26 protein-coding genes and 1 tRNA gene are annotated in these 19,263 nt (G+C 70.5%); 8 read left to right on the top strand and 19 right to left on the bottom strand.

What is annotated here, in order from left to right; genetic code table 11:
- Positions 1-102 precede the first annotated feature (102 nt).
- Positions 103-1,185 (top strand): ScyD/ScyE family protein, encoded by a 1,083-nt coding sequence (locus ABD205_RS14690; RefSeq protein ID WP_344045963.1) that lies wholly within the window; start codon positions 103-105, stop codon positions 1,183-1,185.
- A 68-nt stretch (positions 1,186-1,253) separates the two neighbouring features.
- Here the strand turns inward: ABD205_RS14690 and ABD205_RS14685 are convergent, their stop codons facing one another.
- On the bottom strand, positions 1,254-1,556 hold the full coding sequence (locus ABD205_RS14685; RefSeq protein ID WP_344045961.1) for a hypothetical protein: 303 nt from the start codon (positions 1,554-1,556) through the stop codon (positions 1,254-1,256).
- Between the two features lie 75 nt (positions 1,557-1,631).
- Here ABD205_RS14685 and ABD205_RS14680 point away from each other — a divergent pair, with 75 nt between their 5' ends.
- On the top strand, positions 1,632-2,291 hold the full coding sequence (locus ABD205_RS14680; RefSeq protein ID WP_344045959.1) for a hypothetical protein: 660 nt from the start codon (positions 1,632-1,634) through the stop codon (positions 2,289-2,291).
- Positions 2,292-2,307: 16 nt separating this feature from the next.
- Here ABD205_RS14680 and ABD205_RS14675 read toward each other — a convergent pair whose 3' ends face one another.
- Genes ABD205_RS14675 through ABD205_RS14665 form a run of 3 tightly spaced genes read right to left on the bottom strand, consistent with a single transcriptional unit; the run spans position 2,308 to position 3,603 of the window.
- On the bottom strand, positions 2,308-2,694 hold the full coding sequence (locus ABD205_RS14675; RefSeq protein ID WP_344045957.1) for a VOC family protein: 387 nt from the start codon (positions 2,692-2,694) through the stop codon (positions 2,308-2,310).
- Positions 2,695-2,710: 16 nt separating this feature from the next.
- Complete coding sequence (locus ABD205_RS14670; protein WP_344045955.1) at positions 2,711-2,923, bottom strand: hypothetical protein; 213 nt, start codon at positions 2,921-2,923, stop codon at positions 2,711-2,713.
- Positions 2,920-3,603, bottom strand: a complete 684-nt coding sequence (locus tag ABD205_RS14665; protein WP_344045953.1) for a DedA family protein — start codon at positions 3,601-3,603, stop codon at positions 2,920-2,922. Before ABD205_RS14665 ends, ABD205_RS14670 begins: the two co-directional genes overlap by 4 nt.
- Positions 3,604-3,736: 133 nt before the next feature.
- Here ABD205_RS14665 and ABD205_RS14660 point away from each other — a divergent pair.
- Both ABD205_RS14660 and ABD205_RS14655 read left to right on the top strand, forming a co-directional pair.
- A tRNA-Met gene (locus ABD205_RS14660) sits at positions 3,737-3,810 on the top strand.
- A 265-nt stretch (positions 3,811-4,075) separates the two neighbouring features.
- Positions 4,076-4,495: a hypothetical protein gene (locus tag ABD205_RS14655; protein ID WP_344045951.1), complete on the top strand. Its 420-nt coding sequence runs from the start codon at positions 4,076-4,078 to the stop codon at positions 4,493-4,495.
- 84 nt (positions 4,496-4,579) lie between these two features.
- On the opposite strand, the gene ABD205_RS14650 is transcribed toward ABD205_RS14655, so the two are convergent.
- The 5 genes from ABD205_RS14650 to ABD205_RS14630 form a co-directional block, all read right to left on the bottom strand.
- On the bottom strand, positions 4,580-5,131 hold the full coding sequence (locus ABD205_RS14650; protein ID WP_344045949.1) for a hypothetical protein: 552 nt from the start codon (positions 5,129-5,131) through the stop codon (positions 4,580-4,582).
- A gap of 146 nt (positions 5,132-5,277) precedes the next feature.
- Positions 5,278-5,763: a DUF6328 family protein gene (locus ABD205_RS14645; RefSeq protein ID WP_344045947.1), complete on the bottom strand. Its 486-nt coding sequence runs from the start codon at positions 5,761-5,763 to the stop codon at positions 5,278-5,280.
- A gap of 36 nt (positions 5,764-5,799) precedes the next feature.
- Positions 5,800-6,165, bottom strand: a complete 366-nt coding sequence (locus tag ABD205_RS14640; RefSeq protein ID WP_344045945.1) for a hypothetical protein — start codon at positions 6,163-6,165, stop codon at positions 5,800-5,802.
- 51 nt (positions 6,166-6,216) lie between these two features.
- A complete protein-coding gene (locus ABD205_RS14635) occupies positions 6,217-7,725 on the bottom strand; it encodes an MFS transporter (protein ID WP_344045943.1) in 1,509 nt (502 codons plus the stop codon).
- Positions 7,722-7,964, bottom strand: a complete 243-nt coding sequence (locus tag ABD205_RS14630; RefSeq protein WP_344045941.1) for a hypothetical protein — start codon at positions 7,962-7,964, stop codon at positions 7,722-7,724. Before ABD205_RS14630 ends, ABD205_RS14635 begins: the two co-directional genes overlap by 4 nt.
- Before the next feature lie 22 nt (positions 7,965-7,986).
- Between ABD205_RS14630 and ABD205_RS14625 the strand changes: the two genes are divergently transcribed.
- Positions 7,987-8,478, top strand: a complete 492-nt coding sequence (locus ABD205_RS14625) for a hypothetical protein (RefSeq protein WP_344045939.1) — start codon at positions 7,987-7,989, stop codon at positions 8,476-8,478.
- Positions 8,479-8,492: 14 nt separating this feature from the next.
- On the opposite strand, the gene ABD205_RS14620 is transcribed toward ABD205_RS14625, so the two are convergent.
- From ABD205_RS14620 to ABD205_RS14585, 8 genes are all read right to left on the bottom strand, one after another.
- A complete protein-coding gene (locus ABD205_RS14620) occupies positions 8,493-8,936 on the bottom strand; it encodes an SRPBCC family protein (protein ID WP_344045937.1) in 444 nt (147 codons plus the stop codon).
- A 1-nt stretch (position 8,937) separates the two neighbouring features.
- Positions 8,938-9,309 (bottom strand): ArsR/SmtB family transcription factor, encoded by a 372-nt coding sequence (locus tag ABD205_RS14615; protein ID WP_344045935.1) that lies wholly within the window; start codon positions 9,307-9,309, stop codon positions 8,938-8,940.
- Positions 9,306-9,779, bottom strand: coding sequence for an SRPBCC family protein (locus ABD205_RS14610; protein WP_344045933.1), 474 nt, complete (start codon positions 9,777-9,779; stop codon positions 9,306-9,308). The genes ABD205_RS14615 and ABD205_RS14610 overlap by 4 nt, the downstream gene beginning before the upstream one ends.
- A gap of 87 nt (positions 9,780-9,866) precedes the next feature.
- The gene (locus tag ABD205_RS14605) at positions 9,867-12,767 is read right to left on the bottom strand and encodes a UPF0182 family membrane protein (protein WP_344045931.1); all 2,901 of its coding nucleotides are present in this window, start codon (positions 12,765-12,767) and stop codon (positions 9,867-9,869) included.
- Entirely contained in the window at positions 12,764-13,318 is a 555-nt protein-coding gene (locus ABD205_RS14600; RefSeq protein ID WP_344045929.1) for a PPA1309 family protein, read from the bottom strand. Before ABD205_RS14600 ends, ABD205_RS14605 begins: the two co-directional genes overlap by 4 nt.
- Positions 13,315-14,370, bottom strand: coding sequence for a YlbL family protein (locus tag ABD205_RS14595; RefSeq protein WP_344045927.1), 1,056 nt, complete (start codon positions 14,368-14,370; stop codon positions 13,315-13,317). The genes ABD205_RS14600 and ABD205_RS14595 overlap by 4 nt, the downstream gene beginning before the upstream one ends.
- Positions 14,371-14,431: 61 nt before the next feature.
- On the bottom strand, positions 14,432-14,665 hold the full coding sequence (locus tag ABD205_RS14590) for a hypothetical protein (RefSeq protein WP_344045925.1): 234 nt from the start codon (positions 14,663-14,665) through the stop codon (positions 14,432-14,434).
- Between the two features lie 34 nt (positions 14,666-14,699).
- Positions 14,700-15,140, bottom strand: a complete 441-nt coding sequence (locus ABD205_RS14585; protein WP_344045923.1) for a molybdenum cofactor biosynthesis protein MoaE — start codon at positions 15,138-15,140, stop codon at positions 14,700-14,702.
- 47 nt (positions 15,141-15,187) lie between these two features.
- On the opposite strand from ABD205_RS14585, the gene ABD205_RS14580 reads away from it, so the two are divergent.
- Entirely contained in the window at positions 15,188-16,513 is a 1,326-nt protein-coding gene (locus ABD205_RS14580; protein WP_344045921.1) for a zinc-dependent metalloprotease, read from the top strand.
- Complete coding sequence (locus tag ABD205_RS14575) at positions 16,510-17,088, top strand: NUDIX hydrolase (RefSeq protein ID WP_344045919.1); 579 nt, start codon at positions 16,510-16,512, stop codon at positions 17,086-17,088. Before ABD205_RS14580 ends, ABD205_RS14575 begins: the two co-directional genes overlap by 4 nt.
- Here ABD205_RS14575 and ABD205_RS14570 read toward each other — a convergent pair.
- Positions 17,035-17,568, bottom strand: a complete 534-nt coding sequence (locus tag ABD205_RS14570; RefSeq protein ID WP_344045917.1) for a M48 metallopeptidase family protein — start codon at positions 17,566-17,568, stop codon at positions 17,035-17,037. The two genes, ABD205_RS14575 and ABD205_RS14570, sit on opposite strands and share 54 nt — an antisense overlap.
- A gap of 9 nt (positions 17,569-17,577) precedes the next feature.
- Complete coding sequence (locus ABD205_RS14565) at positions 17,578-18,621, bottom strand: PHP domain-containing protein (protein WP_344045916.1); 1,044 nt, start codon at positions 18,619-18,621, stop codon at positions 17,578-17,580.
- A 481-nt stretch (positions 18,622-19,102) separates the two neighbouring features.
- On the opposite strand from ABD205_RS14565, the gene ABD205_RS14560 reads away from it, so the two are divergent.
- Positions 19,103-19,261 carry a DUF5679 domain-containing protein gene (locus ABD205_RS14560; RefSeq protein WP_091119258.1) on the top strand — a complete coding sequence of 53 codons (159 nt, stop codon included), beginning with the start codon at positions 19,103-19,105 and terminating at the stop codon, positions 19,259-19,261.
- The last annotated feature ends 2 nt before the right edge of the window (positions 19,262-19,263 follow it).

The following is a 19,263-nucleotide window of genomic DNA, read 5'->3' as shown; positions in this document are numbered from 1 at the left end:
ATACCCGATCCTGACGAATTCCTCGCGCGCGCCGCTGACGAACGACCGACGCCCCGGGAGGGTCTCCTGGTCCTTTACTTACGACTGCAAGGAGGCAGTTTGATGAGGAGACTCCAGACGATCGCGGGCGCTGCGGCGCTGACCCTGACGGCCGGCATGGCCGGGGTGCCGCACGCGGACGCGGCCACACCTCAGCGCACCCTCGCCAGCGGGTTGCTCAGTCCGCTGAGCCTTGCGGTCGACGGCAACGGCACGGCGTACGTCACCCAGAACTTCGCGGGAGTGCTCGCCAAGGTGCGACCGGGAAGGTCGCCGAAGGTGCTGTACCAGTCGAAGGGCGGCAACGAGGTCGGCGGCGTCTCGGTCCGCGACGGACGGGTGATCTTCACCGAGACCTCCAGCGACGCCCAGGGCAACCCTGCCGACTCCTGGATCAAGGTCCTCCGCCACAACGGCACGGCGCGCACGCTCGCCCACGTGCGGGGCTACGAGAACCGCAAGAACCCCGACGGCAAGGTCACCTACGGCGCCCGCGGGATCAGCCCCTCCTGCGCCAGCCAGTGGCCCGTCGACAAGGCCGGCCCGGCCGTCTACCAGGGCGCGAAGGACTCCCACCCGTACGCCACCTGGCAGACCCGTCAGCGCACCTACGTCGCCGACGCGGGCATGAACGCAGTCATCTCCGTCTCACCACGGGGGAAGATCCACACGGTCGCGGTGCTCCCGGCCGTGCCGGTGAAGATCACGGCCCAGCTCGCACAGGGCGCGGGGATCCCGGCGTGCGCCGTCGGGCTCACCTACTACGGCGAGCCGGTGCCGACGGACGTCCAGCAGGCCCCTGACGGATCGCTCTACGTGACCACCGAAGGTGGCGGTCTCGGCGAGATGATGCCGCTCGGCGCGCTGTACAGGATCCGTGGCAAGCACATCCAGATGGTCGCGGGCGGCCTGTTCGGTGCGGTCGGACTGGCCGTCAAGAACAACCGCACGATCTTCGTGGCGCAGCTGTTCGGCAACGAGATCTCGAAGGTCACCCGCTCCGGCAAGGTCAGCACCTTCTCCAAGGTGAACATGCCGGCCGCTCTCGACCGGTCGCTCGGGCACCTCTACGCCACGACCGACGTGCTCGTCGGTGCGCAGCCGGGTGGCACACCGGGCGGCAAGGTGGTCCGCTTCCGCCACTGAGGTCCCGCGTCAGCGGGTCGGCGAGGGCGCCGTCGTACGGCGGCCCCCTCGTCGGCCCGCGACGTCGTTCACCGAGCGTCCTCGCGCAGGGCCTGCCGATCGACCTCCCTGGTCGGCGGGAAGAGCAGCGACACGAGGTAGCTGCGGCTGGTGGACGGGCCGAGCTCTCGGATGTCCTCGGCCCGCTGGGCGTCGGCGGCGACGGTCGCGGCCATGGCGTCCGGGAACGGACCGATGACCGTCACCGTCTCCCAGGAGGAGTCGCTGATCAGCACGACGTGCGGCCGGTCGAGATCGTGCATCGCGTCCTGCACCAGCAGCTCGCGGATGAGTCTGATCGCATCGCCGGGCTGCGAAGATCGGCTGTCCATATGGAAGAGACGCCGGACGCGCGGTTTCATGACGGCGTCCGTCGCCGTAGTGAGCCGTGACATAGCGTTCTCCCCATGGCCGACATGCCCCTCCCCGACGCCGACGATCTCGTCGCCGCCCAGCTCAGCCCGTGCGTCGGCGGGCTGGTCCGCACCTGGACCGAGTCCGGGACCCGGCTGTGGTCGGTGCCGGACGACGCCGCGCTCGCCGCCGTGCAGGGCACCGGGGTCCTCGCGCGGGCGCCGCGCGCGGAGGGCCGGTTCCGCGAGACGGCACTCCTGCACGAGGAGAGCGCGACGCTCTTCCTGCAGACGAGCTCGCCCGACGGCGTCACGACCTCCGTCCAGCTCGCGCCGGCCGGACCGGCGCGACCGGAGGCCCGCGAGGACTTCGCCCGGGTGATCAACCAGGCGGTCCGGCACGTCGCGGCGACGTTCGAGTACCTCGTCATCGAGGTCGGCGGCTGGGACGCACCGCTCGAGCCGTACGCGTTCTTCGCCCTCCACGTCGACGACGACGGCCGGCAGCTGTCCACCGTCGAGGTCTCCCCCGTCCCCCGCGGCAGCGAGCTGTGGCAGCCGCACATCCAGCCGGGGGCGCCGGGCGCCGTCGTCAGTGCTCCCGTGTCGGCCGAGGCGATCGACGGCGCGACGTTCTACCTGGCCGACGCGGTGTCCGGGCTGGACCTGCTGCCGTGGGACGTCGCGTTCACGTTCGGCGTGCGCGAGGCATAGCCCTCCCCGCCGAGGGCTACTCGGTCGACGGAGGCGGCGTCGAGAGCTGAGCCACGTGCAGCAGCACGCCGCTCGGGTCCCAGACGTGGGTCACCGTCGCCCAGCCCTCGTCCGCCGGGGGCTCGGCACGGGCGTCGCCGTACTCCCCCGCGGCCACGACGTCCGCCACGTGGGCGAACCAGTCGGCCGCGTTCGCGACCTCGACGGTGATCATCGAGTTCTCCGCCCACGCGCGGTCGTAGTGGTCCTGCAGCATCAGCCGATGGCCACCGAGCTCCAGCAGGCTCAGGCTCTCGTCGGACCAGACCTCGCGCCACCCGAGGGCCAGGTAGAAGGCCCGCGACCGCGCGAAGTCCCGCGCCGGCACGAAGTGCCGCACGTCGGAGACGGTCAGGTCCGCCATGGCCGCGACGCTACGGCTACTTGGACGGCTGCGGCACCTTCACGTTCGAGCAGTCGACCTTCGGGTTCGCGCCCATGTAGTTGAGCGGCCCCGCGACGATGGTGAGCGCCGTGTCACCGAAGTCCTTGCAGCTCACATCGCGGTCGTTGCCGAAGTAGCCGCGCTGGAACGCGGCGAGCACGCCGATCACTAGCCAGACGAGCACGATGATGCCGATGAGACCTCTCATGCCGAGGTCGTACCCAGTCGGCGATGCAACGATGAGCCCCCGCGCCTCAGCGCAGGCACGATCGAGCGGAGCCGCGCGACCGCGCGCTGAGCGACCCGCAGGCGTACGCCGACCAGGACCGCGACCACGAGCGCGGTCATCGCGCCACCGATGCCGGTGACCAGGTGCTCCACGGTGTGCCAGTTGCTGCCTGCCAGATCACCGGCGACCACCACGAGGCCACCCCACGCCACCGCGCCGAGCACGTTGAAGACCGCGAACCGTCGGAAGGGCATCCGACCCATGCCCGCCAGTCCCGGGATCAGCACCCGCAGGGCGACGGTGAACCTGCCGAGCAGCACCGCGAGGCCTCCACGGCGACCGAGCGCGTTCTCGGCACGGTCGAGGTGCTCGGCCTTGACGAACCGGCCCATCGTCGAGTCGAGGATCCGCCGGCCCCAGCGGCGCCCGACGACGTACCCCACGGCGTCGCCGGCGACCGCGCCCGCCACGCCCGCGGCCAGGACCCCCGCCAACGGCACGTGGCCCTGCCCCGCCGCAACGCCACCGAGCAGCAGCGCCAGCTCCCCGGGGAAGACGAACCCGAGGAACGCCGACGACTCGAGCGCAGGCAGGGCGAAGACGACGAGCAGCGTCAGCCACACGGGCGTCGACAGCAGGTGGGCGACGATCGCAGACATCCGGGCCTCCTCCGCGGGCAGGCGCCCACGTCTTGCAGCCACGGTAGGAACGTGCGGATGAAGCCCGCGTGAACCGCCACCCGGAGCCCGATTTGGGCATCCGAGGCCTCGCATGTAATGTTCTGTTTACCGACGCGGGGTGGAGCAGCTCGGTAGCTCGCTGGGCTCATAACCCAGAGGTCACAGGTTCAAATCCTGTCCCCGCTACAAGTACGAAGTGGCCCTCACAGTGACTGTGAGGGCCACTTCTGTTTGCACACGAGGTTCCGACCCCACGTGAGCGCCGAGACAGTCCGGCATGGCGTGGGCGTTGTCGCATCAGCCTGAGGCCAGGTACGTCGAAATGAGCCCGTCAGAGTCGTTCCTCACAGAGCGATGACAGCCGAACGACGCCTGGCGCACGGTGTCGAGCTGAAGTCTCCAGTGGTCGGCCCGGCCGGGCGGACGCTCATTCGAGTCAAGGGAGACCTCCGTGATGAACAGGACCAAGAAGACCGTCGCCGCCGCTGCTCTGTTGCTTGCCGGATTCGGCGGTGGGGCTGCCATGGCGATCGGCGGATCGGCCACTGCTGCCACCGGCTCAGGGGGCACGACCAGCTCGAACGCGCCCTCGACCGCGCCGTCGAGCGCGCCGGCGAGCAAGGGTCACGCCGGTGAGACGCCGCTGACCGGCACGACCGCGGCCAAGGTCAAGGCCGCGGCGCTCGCGAAGTATCCGGGAGCCACCATCGTCCGCCTCGAGACCGACTCAGACGGGGTCTACGAGGCCCACGTGACGACGAAGGCCGGTGACGACGTGATCGTGCAGGTGGGCAAGGACTTCACCGTCACCGGCACCCAGACCGGCGGCGGCCACGGCGACAACGACGGAGACGGGCCCGCTGCCGGCTGACACGTCCGCTGGACCAGACGACGGGGTGCCCCGTACGCCGACGGGGCACCCCTGTCTCGCTTTCTCTGTGGCGCGGGTGCTGCGTCAGTCCGCCGAGCTGAACCACGGGTGGTGCAGGTCGTAGAAGGTGGCGTCCTTCATGGCGTACTCCATCTCGGCACGTACTTCCACAGGCGGCTCCATGCCCTCGCCCTTGCGCGCGCTGGCCTCGTCGGTGAACGCGACCGTCTCGGTGAAGGTGCCGTCCGGCTCGATGGCGAGGGTCGCGCCGATGATCTCCGGCCGCATCTCGTGCAGCGATGTGGGATCGGACGTCATCATCGCCCGAAGGCGCTCGGGATCGTCGACCTTGCCGCGGATCACCTGCACGAAGCCGGCGTCGTCGGAACCGCCGCCCATCAGCAGGGTCACGTCCTCGCAGTCGTGATAGCTGACCTCCCCGTCCATGAGCGCCATCATCTGCTCGGCCCAGGCGCCCTGCTCGGGACGTGCCGAGTTCGTCATCGCCTTCTGCCGGCTCTCGAACCGGACCACGGCGACGAACATGCCGTCATCGGTGAAGCCGTACGTGCCGCCGAGCCAGCCGTCGGCGCCAGGGGCGAGCTCCTCGCGCCATCTGTCCGCCAGCGCCCGCATCTCATCCTGGCGAGTGCATCTTCCTTGAACGATCTGAATGAACACAGTGGCCTCCTGTTCTGGGGCCGCCTCCCGGAGAGGTGGTCTCCTTTCGGTCGTCTCGACGTTAGATCCACCCGTCCCCACGGTCCATAGCCCTCGAGCACTCAGCGAGATCCGGTGGGCGGACGGGCGCGCATCGGCACGACGAGCCAGAGCAGGGCGTAGCCGAAGAAGGCCAGCAGCGAGGCCACGACGCCCGCCGCGGTCCCGGCCGCGAGGTCGAAGGACAGGAACACGACGCCGCACATCGACAGCGCGGCGAGGACGAGTCCGGCGCGCGCGATCCGGTTCGCCTTCTCCACCAACCAGGGACGCAGTCCGCGTCGGAACAGGATGCGGTGGTACGCGATCGGGGCCAGGACCGCGCCGGTGGCGGCCACGGCGATGGTCAGCACGACCAGGTACGCCGCCTTCTCGACGTGGTCGAGCCTGTCGAACCGGTCGGTGTACGGCAGGGCGAGGAGGAAGCCGATGAGGACCTGGACCCCGACCTGGATCGCTCGAAGCTCCTGCACGAGCTCGGTCCAGTTGCGGTTGATCGTCTGGTCGGGCAGCTCGTCTCCCGGCGGCGTCGGCTCCGGCGTCGTCATCCCACCCCTTTCCTGACCTGCAGAAGTGCGCCGTGGTCAGCTCCCGGCGATGGGCTCGTCGGCCACGACCGGCGCCTCGGGGACCGATGGGACCGTGGGGACCGCGGGGACCGCGGGGACCAGCACCCCGATCGGCTCGAACTCCTCGACCCGCGGCTCCGGTCCGTCGCCCGGCAGCCCCGCCCGCTCCATCGCCGTCGGCATGACGTCGGCGTTGAAGGCGTCGGCGTGCTCACGCGACTCCCACACCTCGACGATGTCGAAGCCCTCCTCGGTCGCGTAGGCGAGGTGCACGACCAGGCCCTCGCCGGCACCCTGCTCCTCGGCGACGCTCATCACGGCGCGGTGGACCGCGTGATAGGTGTCGCTCGGAGCCGAGACGTGTGTGGTGATTCCGTACATCGCAACCTCCCGTTCGCTACTCCCGATCTGATGCCCCCGCGGGTGTACGCGTCAACGCCCCCCGTGAGGTTCTGGCGTGCCGTCCCCGGCGGTCGCGGCCGTCGTGGGCAGCGTGTGGAAACCGGAGGCGGCAGCGGCCGCCGCGTCGGAGAGCGTCCCGCGAGCCGCCCTGGCGCGCCGCCCCATCACCACCGCCATCAGCACGCCCGCCGCGCTGATGACGGCCATCACCCAGGACGTCGCGGCAAGGCCGGATGCGAGCGCGTCCGAGTCGGCATGTCCGCCGCTGATCCGGTCGGCGGTCACCTGGCCGTACACGGTCGCCGCGACGGCCGTGGCCACAGCGGCGCCGACGTAGCGCGCCATGTTCGAGACGCCGGACGCCTCGCCGACCTGGTTGGCCGGCACGGAGGCGGTGGCCGCTGCCGAGGCTGGGCCGTTGGACATCCCCATGCCCACCGCGATCGCGATCAGCGGGAGCACGAACGCGCCGTAGGTCCACGACGCGTGGGCGAAGCCGATGACGGCGAACCCCGCAGCGCTGATCAGGAAGCCCAGACCGACGACCTGACGTCCGCCCAGTCGTGCCGCCCAGCGCGGCACGAGGGGTGCGGCGACGACGAGGCCGACCGTCGCCGGCAGGGTCGCGACGCCCGCCTCGAGCGCAGTGAAACCCAGACCGTTGGCATCCTGGAAGTAGAGGCTGAGGACGTACATCAGCGCGTTGATGGTGCCGGCTCCGATCAGGATCGCGACCGTGGAGCCCACGAGGACGCGGTTGCGCAGGAGCTGGAGGTCGAGCAGCGGTACGGCGCTCCGGCGCTCCGTGAGCACGAACCCGTAGCCGGCGGCGATCGAGACCAGCAGCATGCCGATCGTGGCCAGTGACGTCCAGCCCCAGTCGGAGCCCTTGCTCACGGCGAGGATGAACGGTGCGAGCGTGAGCGCGATGAGCCCGGCCCCGGCGTAGTCGATCGAACGCGACCTGCCGGGGTCACGGGACTCGGCCACGGTGAAGTAGGTGAGGACCATGCATGCGGCCGCGACGATGGCGTCGACCCAGAACAGGCCCTGCCACCCCGTGGTGCCGACCAGGAAGCCACCCAGGAGCGGACCGGCGGCCGCCCCGACGGCCGCCGCGGCACCCCACAGCGACACCGCCCTCACCTGCGCCTGCCCGGTGTTCGCGACCGTGAGGAGGCTCAGCCCGCACGCCAGGATGGTCGATCCCGCAGCGCCCTGGATCAGCCGCCCGGCGATGACCATGCCGCCGCTGGAAGCGAGGGCGATCAGCACGCAGGAGCCCACGAAGAGCAGCAGGCCGAGCTGGAAGATCCGCTTGCGGCCGAAGACGTCCCCCAACGCCCCCGAGGTGATGATGACCGCGGCACCCACCAGGGAGTAGCCGGTCACCGCCCACTGCAGCGTTTCCACGGACGTGCCGGTGTCCTCGCTGATCGCCGGGAGCAGGATGCTGACCGCCGACGTGTTCGCGTTGACGACGAGCGTGGAGATGCAGGTGGCGGCCAGCACCCCGCCGGCTCGGGACGACGTGCTCATGTGCTCTCCTCATCGTTCGCCGGGGGCTCGGCCTCGGGCTGCTCGATCTGCTCGGTCTGCTCCTCGGCCTGCGCCTGCGCCGTTCGGCGTCTCAGCGCCCGGGCGAGCAGGAACCACACCAGCGCTGCGAGCGCGAGCGCGCCGGCGAGGAGCCACCAGAACCCGGCCGGCACACCGTCGTCGGTCGCATCGGCCTGGGACCCGGGCTGCGACCCGGCGGACGACGGCGGCGTCGACACAGGAGTCGAGGCAGGGGCGGAGGTGCCCTCGCTGGGGCTCGTCGTGACGGTCCTGGTCACCGTCGGCGTCGGCGCCACCGGCGGACGGCTCGTGCCGCTCGAGGGTGTGCTCGAGGGTGTGCTCGAAGGGGCGCCCGATGCGCTCGCCGTGGGAGCGCTCGACGGCCCTACCGCCGGCTCGCTCGGCTGGTCGCTGGGCTGGTCGCTGGGCTGCTCGCTGGGCTGGTCGCTCGGCTGCTCGCTGGGTTGCTCGCTCGGCCGGCCCGTGCGGGTCGGACTCGGCAAGGTCCGGGTCGGGCTCGGCAGGGTCCGGGTCGGCGATGCCGTCGGAGAGAAGGTGGGCGACACCGACGGCCGGCCGGACGAGTCGCCGCCACAGCCGGCCGCGAGTCCGACGAGCAGGACGCAGGCGAGTCCGCCACCTGCGTTGCGAACCGTCATGCGCGCACCTCCTGCGGGCCCCACGTCGATCGTGGCGACCCGCAGGGCGTACGACCTCACCGCAACCGGGTGAGCGCGCCGATCGGCTCAGTCAGGGAACGCGACGTGCACGTCCCTCGGCGCGGGCGCCCCCACGCCGGTCTCCAGAAGCGACTTGAGGCTCATCAGGTACGTCGCCCACTTGGTGCTGCAGTGATGCATGAACTCGACCGGCTCGGCCCAGCCCTGGTGCTCGAACATGACGACCGTCCAGTCGTCGTCCGTGCGCAGCCGCCAGTCGATCGTCGTGCCCACCCACTCGTCGGGACCGTCGACGACCTCCCACCTGACGTGCTCCGACGGAGTCGTCTCCAACACCTTCATATCGAAGCCTCCCGGCGGGAAGCGGAACGCGATGACGCCGCCCTCGGCCGCATCTCCGGTCGTGTCGGTCGTCCACCACCCGGCCAGGCCGTCGGTGGTCGTCAGCGCGTCGTACACCTTCTCGGGCGAGGTCCTCGCGACCGCGACCCTGTGCAGGATGTCCACCATCTCACTTCTCCTTCGTGTCTGTGTCTGATGTGTCTGATCGGTCCGAGGCCGCCTGGAGCGCCTCGGCGAGGCGCTTGATCCGCCGCAGTCGGCCGTCCCAGGCGGTGCTGACCGCGTTGAGCTGGGCCAGCGCACGAGCGAACTGCTCGTCGTCGATCCGGTAGTGCCGCTCCCGGCCCGACGTTTCCCCGTGCACCAGCCCGGCCCGGTCGAGCACGGTCAGGTGCTTGGCGACCGCCTGCCGACTGACCGGCAGGTGCTCGCTGAGCGACGTCGCGGTCCCGGTGCCGGTGGCGAGCAGCAGGTCGAGCATCTGGCGCCGGGTCGGGTCGCCGATGGCCGACCACAGCTCGTCGTCCACCGGGGCGCTCATGACCGCGCCGCCCCGGACCGACGGGCCTGCTCGGCGGCGTACGAGACGAGCCGTGGCAGGAAGTGGTCCCAGCCCTGGACGTGGTCCTGATACTGCGCCTCGAGCACGGCGGCCTCCCAGCCGCGCTCGCGGAACCCGGTCTCGCGGAAGCGCACCAGCGTGCCCTCGCCCTGCGCGACCAGCTCGAAGGTGACGAGCAGCGAGTTGCCCTCGACGGCGTCCTCGCCGGCCGGATGCGTCCAGCGGAACGAGAAGCGCGTCGGAGGGTCGACGTCGACGACCGTGAGCGCCTCGACCTGACCGCCGTCCGGGCTCGCGAACAGGATCTCCCCCGTCGACCCGACCACCGTCTCGTAGCGCGCCTCGTCGGGCCACCACTCCTGGACGTGGTCGGGGTCGCTCACGACGCGGAAGACGATCTCCGGTGACGCGTCCACGTAGAGCTCACGCTCGATGGTTCCCAGCTCCATGCTTCCTCCTGCAACGATTGGTTGCATGTGACGCTACGCGTCACGAGAGGAATGCGCAACCATCGATTGCGCGAATAGGAGCGGCGATCAGCCGAGCAGCTCGACCGCCTGCGCGATCTTGGCCTGGGCCTGCTTCAGCAGCTCCTCACGCTTGGCGAAGTCCCCCGCCTTGCCGGCGGCCTCCGCCTGCGTGAAGAGCGTCTGCGCATCGTCGAGCAGGGCCTTGGCCCGCGCCTCCGCGTTGCCCGCGGACGGGCTCGGCGTGTTCGACGGGGGCGACGTCGGGGTCGGCGTCGGGGTCGGCGACGGCGTGCTCGTGGACTTCAGCGCCGACGTGATCGCATCCTGCACCGTCTTGCCGAAGCCCATGTGGCTGCCGTACTTCACGAGCACGTAGGCGAGCACCGGGTACGGCGACGACGTCGCCTGCTGGGCATAGACCGGCATCAGGTAGATCAGCCCGTGCGTGCTCGTGGGGATCGTGAGGAGGTTGCCGTACGACAGCAGCGAGCCGGTCCGGTAGGGCTGCAGCGCCTCAGAGATCGACGCGTCGTTCTTGAGGTCCTGCACGACCTGCTGCGGACCCTGCGTGACCTGGTCGGGCCGCTCCAGCACCTGGATCTTCCCGTAGTCCTTCGACGTCGCGTCGGAGTTCACCGTCATCACCGCCGAGAGGTTGGTGCGCTTCGTCGGCGTGAAGGTCGTCGAGAGCGACCAGACCTCCTTGTCGGAGCCGGGTGCGTCCATGTACATCCGGTACGGCGCCATCAGGTGTGCCGACGTCTCGGGGTCCGTCGGCACCTGCCACCAGTCCGACCCCTGCTGGAAGGCACGTGCGTCGGTGACGTGGTACTTGGCCAGCTGGTAGCGCTGCACCTTGAAGAGGTCCTCGGGGTAACGCAGGTGCGGTGCCAGGTCGGCCGGGATCGCCGAGCGCGGCAGCACCGTGCCCGGGAACACCTTCGACCATGCCTTGAGGATCGGGTCGGACTCGTCCCACGCGTAGAGGTGGACGGAGCCGTCGTAGGCATCCACGGTGGCCTTCACCGCGTTGCGCATGTAGTTGATCTGGTCCGTCGGCAGCGTGCGCAGGCCCGTGTCCTGCTGCAGCACGTCGTCGGTCATGTCCTTGAAGGAGTCCTTCTCGGCGCCCGGGTAGCGATCGGTCGTCGTGTAGCCGTCCAGCACCCACTGGATCCGGCCGTCGACGACGACCGGGTAGGCGTCGTCGTCGAGGGTCAGCCACGGTGCGACCTTCTCGACCCGCTCGCGCGGGGTGCGGTCGTAGAGGACCTTCGAGTTCTCGTTCATCCGGCCGGAGAGCAGGAAGCTCGAGGAGCCGAACTTGATGCCGTACAGGAGCCTGCGGAACGTCGAGCCGACCGCCACGCCGCCAGTGCCGTCGTACGTCGTGTGGGTCTCACTGCTCTGGCCGTCGCCGAGGTCGAGCTCGACGGGGGAAGCGCCCGAGCTGCGACCGACGACGGCGTACGACGTGGACTTCTCGCCGAAGTAGACGCGCTCCTCCACCTTGCCGCCGTTGGCGTCGACGACGTCGTTCTGGTTCGCCTGATAGCCCTGCGCCCACTGGATGTCGGGGCTCTCGGTGCTGTCGCTCTTGTCCCGCTGGTTGGCGTAGGCAGCGATGACGCCGTACCCGTGCGTGTAGGTGGTGTGCAGGTTGGTCCAGGTCCGGTCCTTCGGGTCGATGCCGCTCTCGTCGAGCTCGCGGACCCCGAGCACCAGCGCCCGGTTCTTGCCGGCGATCGTGTAGCGGTCGACGTCGAGCGGCTGGGCGACGCCGTAGTAGCCGCGCACCTGCTGGCTGTTCTGGAACAGGTCGTGCACCAGCTGCGGGTCGACGATCGGGGCCGACGCCACCTGCTTGTCCAGGTCGCTGGCCAGCGGGGTGGCAGCCGCGGCCGTGTTCGGCTGGGCGTTGTAGTTCTGGACGGTCACCGACGCGTCGTCGATGGCGTAGGCCTGCCGCGTGGCGGCGATGTTCTTCGCCAGGTAGGGCGTCTCCTTGTCCGGCGACGGTCGCACCTGGAACCCCTGCACGATCGCGGGCCAGATCAGGCCGAGCAGGATCGCGGAGATCACGAGCAGCGCGGCGCCGACGCCGGGCAGCAGCCAGGTGCGTCGCCAGATGTTGACCAGGAACAGCACGGTGCAGATGACGGCGATGCCGGCCAGGATCGCCTTCGCCGGGAGCACGGCGTGGTCGTCGGTGAAGGAGATGCCGGTCATCTTCGCGCCGGCGCTGTGGACGAGGTCGTATCTGTCGAGCCAGTAGTCGATCGCCTTGGCCAGCACGAAGACGGCGATCAGGGCCGAGAGCTGCACCTGCGCCGGCCCGGAGACCCGGTCGTTGCGTGCCTGGAGGCGGATCCCGCCGTACAGGTAGTGGACGAGGAGGGAGAGCAGGAGAGCGATGACGGAGGCGGCCATGACGAAGTTGACGACGAGGTGCCACCACGGCAGGTCGAAGACGTAGAAGCCGATGTCCTTGCCGAAGTACGGGTCCTTCGTGCCGAAGTCGCCGCCGTTGCGCCACAGCAGGTAGGTGCGCCACTTGCCGGCGCCGGACGCGCCCGCGAAGACGCCGGCGATGACCGAGACCCCGACCAGCAGCCAGGTGCGGATCGGGGTGACGGCGTCGCGGTAGCGCTCCAGGCCGTTGTCGCCCGTCGGTCCGTGGAAGAGCGGGCGATGGCGGTACGCGAGCACGATCGTGCCGGCCACCGTGCCGCCCATCACCAGCCCGAAGCCGAAGAACAGCCCGGTCCTGACCCAGAAGAGCCGGCTGAACACGCTGCCGTAGCCGAGCTGGTCGAACCACAGGCGGTCGGTCCAGAGGGACGCGAACGTCGTCAGCAGGAAGAACAGCACCGCGAGCGCGACGGCAGTGATGATCAGCGCCCGCGTGCGGCCGGAGCTGGTCCGGGTCGGCGCGTGGCGGGGGTCGTCGTCGAACAGCTCGCTCACTGCGGCTCCACCTCCGGGTCGTCCTCCAGCGTGCCACGCAGCAGTTCGACCAGCTGCGGCACGAGGTCGTCGCCCGCGACCACCGACTCGGGCTCGTCGTGGGCCCGCAGCCTGAGGGCGCAGTACGACGCCCCGGCGCGCGTGACGCCGACGACCATGCGTACCTCCTGCCGGTCGGGGTGGTTGCGCGCGAACTCCTCCGCCGCCGACGGCTCCTCGGGGATGTCGTCGTCGATGCCCGGAGGGAGCACCAGCCGCTCCACGACCGCCGCGCAGCCGACCACCTCGCCCGGCCACGTGATGGAGGGCAGCACCTCCTCGAGCGGACGCGTGATCTGCTCCTGCTCGACCGGGGTCATGCTGCCGGCGGCCGAGGCGTCGTCGAGGCCCATCAGCGCCGCAAGCTCCGGCTCCTGCGCCGCGAGCGCCCCGGTGTCGACGAGGGCGTACAGCGTGGCGGGCCGGTCCCAGCCCTGCTCGCTGGCGTGCGTCTCCAGCTCGAGCACCGCCGCGGCGAGAGCCGGGTCGGTGTCACTGATGTCGAGGTTCATGCCGCTCCTCCGCAGCTGGGCAGCTTCGCGTCGTGATCCTTCACCCAGGACTCCACCGATGTCAGCGCATCGTGCATCGTCGTCACCTTCACCAGCCGGACGTCGCCCTTCGCTGCGCCGACGGCCTCGCTGCAGTTGTCCTTCGGGACGAGGAAGAGCTTGGCACCGTCACGGTCGGAGGCGGCGATCTTCTGCTGGATGCCGCCGATCGGCCCGACGGAGCCGTCCGGCTCGATCTCGCCGGTCCCGGCGATCTTCTGGCCTCCGGTGAGCGAGCCCGGCGTCAGGGTGTCGTAGATGCCGAGCGAGAACATCAGTCCCGCGCTGGGACCGCCGATGTCGGGGTCGATGTTGACCTTGACGTCGAACGGGAAGACGTAGTCGACGCCCAGGCTGACCCCGATCTTCTGGCTCCCGCCCTGCTCGACGGGCGTCACGCTGACGTGACGCTCCTGGCCGTCCCGCTTCACGACGAGGTCGACGGACTTGCCTGCGGGCGTCTTCTGGATCCGCGCGATGGCGTCGTCGGTGTTCTTGGTCGTGACCGCCAGACCGTCCACACTGACCACGATGTCGCCGACCTGCAGCTTCCCGTCGGCCGGAGCCCCCTTGCTCACCTCGGCGATCTTCACGACCTCCGGCACGGGCTGACCCAGCTCGTCGAGCGCGACCGCAGTCGCGGTGTCCTGCGACGTGGTCATCTGGACAGCGCCCTCCTGCTTGCTCTGGGTGTCGGTCGTGCCCTTCTGGTAGACCGCGTCCCAGGGATAGACCGCGTCCTTCTTGCTGACCCAGGCGGCGAGCAGCTCCGGCAGGTGCACGTCGGTGTCCGGCCGTGTCACCGACACGGTCGTCATCCGCAGCTGACCGTTGTCGTCGTAGGACTGGTGGCCCTCGATCTGGATGATCGGCTTGCCGCCGGCCTTGCCGAGCACGTCGAGCGTGAGGCCGGGGCGGTAGACGACGTAGGGAAGCGGGCTGAGCCAGGCGACGGCCAGCAGCGCGAGGACCAGCGGCACGGCGACGAGGCCCGCCAGCGTCCGCTGGCTCATCGATGAGGACCCCTTCACGGCGACAACCCTCCCATGGTCGGCCAAGAGGTCGCTGAGAGACTCAGGAGGCGCGCTTGTCGCGCGGCGCGCGGACGGCGACGCCCGTCGACCGCTCACGTGGCTGAGGGCGTACGACGACCCGGACCCGCGGCTCGCGGCCGAGTGCCTCGCCCATCCGGCGTACGGCGGTCTCGCGGTCGACCTCGCCCCTGCCGTCGCGCCCCCACCAGCCGACCCACAGCATCGCGAGCACGGTCACGACGGCGGGTGGCACGAGCCAGAGCAGGATCTCCACGCCCCCAGGCTATTTCAGCGCAGCGCTCGGGGAGCTATGGCGCGCCGACCCACTCGTCGGTGCCGTCGGTGAAGCGCTGGTGCTTCCAGATCGGCACCTCGTCCTTGAGCGTGTCGATCAGCGCCCTGCTCGCGGCGAACGCGTCTCCCCGGTGGCCCGACGTGGTCGCCACGACGACGGCGATGTCGCCGATCGCGAGGTCGCCGGTGCGGTGGACCGCCGCGACGCCGTTGACCTGGAACTGCTCCGCCACGCGCTCGCAGACCTCCACCAGCCGGTCGAGCGCGCTGGGGTGGGCGTCGTAGGTCAGGCCGGTCACGCCCTTGCCGTGGTCGTGGTCGCGGACGCGCCCGACGAAGAGGGTCAGACCCCCGGATGCATCGTCGTCGAGGACCTTCACGACCTCGTCGACGTCGAGCGGGGTGTCGCGGATCTCGGCGAGCCGGACGGCCCGGCCGGCGGGTGAGGAGCTCACACGGATCACCTTAGGCCGTGGTGGTGTGGACGCGTACCGTTGGACGCATGGCTGAGACCCCTGGTGACCCCGGCGACAACCCGTTCAAGGGCACCCCCTTCGAGGCGTTCTTCACCGGCGGTGCCGGCGTGCCCGACCTCTCCTCCCTCTTTGCGCAGATGCAGTCGCTGATGCAGCCGTACGACGGGCCGCTCAACTGGGACGTGGCCCTCGACCTGGCCCGCAAGACCGCCGCGCAGACCCCCGACCCGACCCCCACCGACCGGCAGAAGGCGGCCGTGGCCGACGCGCTCCGGCTGGCCGACCACTGGATCGACGGCACCACGTCGTTCCCCTCGGGCATCACGACCTCGCAGGCCTGGAGCCGCGCCGAGTGGCTGGTGAACACCATCGACGTCTGGAAGGTGCTCGTCGAGCCGGTGGCCGCATCGTCGGTCAACGCGATGAGCGGCCAGCTGCCCGAGGAGATGCAGGCGATGGCCGGCCCGATGATGGGCTTCCTGGGCAAGGCCGTCGGCGCGCTGCTCGCCAACCAGACCGGCTCCGGTCTCGGGGGCCTCGCCGGCGAGGTGCTCTCGGTGTCCGACATCGGCGTGCCGCTCGCCGCTCCTGGGCGCGCCGCCCTGCTGCCGACCAACATCGCGTCGTTCGCCGAGGGCCTGGCCGACGTGTCCGAGGACGACGTGCTGCTCTACCTCGCACTGCGCGAGGCGGCGCACCAGCGGCTCTTCGCCGGCGTGCCGTGGCTGCGCGACCACGTCATCGGCGCCGTCACCGACTACGCGCGCGGCGTCGAGGTGAACCTCGGCACCATCCAGCAGCAGGTCGAGGAGCAGATGCGCGGCGTCAACCCCTCCGACCCGCAGTCGCTGCAGCAGCTGTTCGAGAACGGCTCGCTGTTCGAGCTGCCCGACTCCCCCGCGCAGAAGGCGGCGCTCGAGCGGCTCGAGATCGTGCTCGCGCTGGTCGAGGGCTGGGTCGACGAGATCGTCACCGAGGCCGCCAACGAGCGGATGCCGGCCGCCGCGAAGCTGCAGGAGGCGTTCCGTCGCCGCCGTGCCGCCGGCGGCCCGGCGGAGGAGACCTTCGCGACGCTCGTGGGCCTGGAGCTGCGCCCCCGCCGGCTGCGCGAGGCCGCCACGCTGTGGGGCTCGCTGCGCGCGCGGCAGGGCGCTGAGGCGCGCGACGGCGTGTGGATGTCGCCCGCCCTGCTGCCGACCGCCGCCGACCTCGACGACCCGCTCGGCTTCCGCGAGGGCGCCGACACACCCGACGCGCTCTCCGAGGACGAGTTCGACGCCGAGCTGCGCAAGCTGCTGGGCGGCCCCGCGGACGACGCGGGCGACGCCGGCCCCACGAGCGACACCGAGTGAGTCTGCCGCCCGCGGATCTGCGTGGCGACGCGCTGGCACTGCTCGGCTCCTGGGACGCTCCGAACCCGGCCCAGGAGTCGTTGCGCCAGCAGTACGTCGACTATCTGACCGCCCACCCTTCCGGGGTGTTCCGCGAGGACCGCCCGCACCACATCACCGCGTCGACGCTGGTGCTGTCAGCCGACGCCTCGTCGGTGCTGCTCACGCTCCACGCCAAGGCGCAGCGCTGGTTCCAGTTCGGCGGCCACCTCGAACCCGGCGACCGCTCGGTCCTCGACGCGGCCTCACGAGAGGTGCGCGAGGAGTCGGGACTGCTGCTGGCGCTCGACCCGGCGCCGGTGCAGCTCAGCGACCACGAGGTGCCGTTCTGCGGCGCGGTCGACCCGTCGGGCGCCGCCGTCCATCATCTCGACGTGCGGTTCCTGGCGATCGCGGCAGCGGACGCCGTGCACGCCGTGTCGGAGGAGTCGCTGGACGTGCGGTGGTGGCCGGCCGACGCTCTTCCCGATCCGCAGGAGGACCTAGTCGAGCTCGTCGCCCACGCCCGGCGGCGGCTCGAGCTTGGCGGCGGCTGACCAGCCGAGCAGGTAGCCCTTGGCCCGCTCCGACTGCGGGAACCGGTCGACCCAGCCCCAGAAGCGCGCGTTGTGGGACGGCTCGAAGAGGTGCGCCAGCTCGTGCACCAGCACGTAGTCGATCACCCACGAGGGCATCCCCTGCAGCCGGGCGCTCAGCCGGATCGTCCGGTCCCCCGGCGTGCAGGAGCCCCACCGGGCGCTCTGGTTGTCGACCCAGCGGACCGACTCGGGGATCGCGATGCCGCCGAAGTAGCGGTCGCTGAGCGAGAGCGCGCGCTTGAGCAGGTCGTCGTCGCTCGGCTTGAGGCGACGCTCCTGCTTCTCGAGCCGCGCGACCATCGACTCCACCCATTCGGCCTCCTCCTTCTTGGAGAGCGAGGCCGGGATGAGCACGATGATGCGGTCACCCTCGCGATAGGCGGAGACCGTACGCCGGCGACGCTTGCTGCGCCGTACCTCGACGTTGTCCCGCTCCATGCTCGGACACTAGCGCCGAGCCCACTCCAAGAGTCGCTCTCGGGGCCAGGTGTTGACGATCCGATCCGCGTCGATGCCGGCCGCCTCGGCGCGCTCGCATCCGTACACCTGGAAGTCGAGCTGACCCGGAGCGTGCGCGTCGGAGTCGATGGAGAACAGGCAGCCGATGTCGCGCGCCTGCTCGAGGAGCTTCGTCGGTGGGTCGCGCCGCTCCGGGCGGCTGTTGATCTCGATCGCGACGCCGTGCTCGGCCGCCGCCTCGAAGACCGCGCGCGCGTCGAAACGGCTGCCGGGTCGCGTGCCGCGGTTGCCGGTGATGAGGCGACCGGTGCAGTGGCCGAGGACGTTGGTGAACGGGTTCTCGATCGCGGCGACCATCCGTCTCGTCATGTCGGCGGCGTCCATCTTGAGCTTGGAGTGCACGCTGGCGACACGCAGGTCGAGACTGCCGAGCATCTGGTCCGTCTGGTCGAGGGAGCCGTCGTCGAGGATGTCGACCTCGATCCCCTTCAGCAGGCGGAAGCCGTTAGACCCGAGGTGCTCGTTGACCGCGTCGACCACCGCCAGCTGCCGCTGGAGCCGATCCGCGCTGAGACCGTGTGCCACGGTGAGTCGCGGAGAGTGGTCGGTGAGCACGAGGTAGTCGTGGCCGAGCTCGATCGCGGTGAACGCCATCTCCTCGATCGGCGACCCGCCGTCGGACCAGTCGGAGTGCGAGTGCAGGTCTCCGCGGAGCGCCGCGCGCAGCGCCTCCCCGCCGCGCACGAGCGGACCGCCGTACTCCTCCTCCAGGCGCGCCAGTCGTTCGGGCACCTCTCCGGCCACGACCTGCGCGACGACCTTCGCCGTGCTCGCGCCGACGCCGGCCAGCTCGGTGAGCGTGCCGGCCGCTGCCCGTGCGGCGATCTCGTCGTCGCCGAGCGGGAGGAGGCTGGCGGCGGCGGTGCGGAACGCCCTTACCTTGTAGGAGTCCTCCCGTCCGCGCTCGAGCAGGAACGCGATGCGCCGAAGCGTCGCCACGGGGCCCTGAGGGGTCGACACGCCGGAGTTCACCCGGACTATTTTTCCTCCACACCTGGTGGAGATGCATTCTCGCTGGTCACAGCGGCGATCCGGTCAGCAGCGGCGACGCGTTCCACACGATGTCCCGAGGTTCTCCACGACCTCGACCCCGGTTATCCGCAGGCTCTCCACAGACCCCTCCACAGGGTGCGGATCCCGCGCGTTGACCGACCGCCGCAGCACTCCTAGGTTTCTCGCCAGACGAGACCCCCGGCGCCGCCGGACGCCCTTCGCAAGGGGAAGGCGAAGGACGATTCAGGCACCGGGGGTCTCCTCATGTCCGCCCCGCCCGGCCGAGCGGGAGACCTGAGCCGCGACACGCCGAGCGCGCCGAGCGCGCTCCAGTGCGGTTTCGGGGAGCCGCGTGCCGTAGGGTCGAGGCGTTTCCGCGGCGTGCCGCCGCGGGATCCCGGCGGGCTTCCCTGACAACCCCCGTCGCGACGACCAACGTGAGATATAGAAGGAGGCCGTCATGGCGGAGTCCTGGAGCGGCGAGTTCTACTGCGTGAAGTGCAAGGAGAAGCGCGAGGCCACCGGCGAGGTCAAGGTGAACGACAAGGGCACCAAGATGGCCAAGGCCGTCTGCCCCGTGTGCGGCACCAACCTCAACCGCATCCTCGGCAAGGCCTGAAC

This window comes from Nocardioides panacihumi, assembly GCF_039530925.1.
Taxonomy (GTDB): Bacteria; Actinomycetota; Actinomycetes; order Propionibacteriales; family Nocardioidaceae; genus Nocardioides; species Nocardioides panacihumi.
The sequence above is the reverse complement of the archived record's forward strand: the minus strand, read 5'-3'. Positions and strand labels throughout refer to the sequence as shown.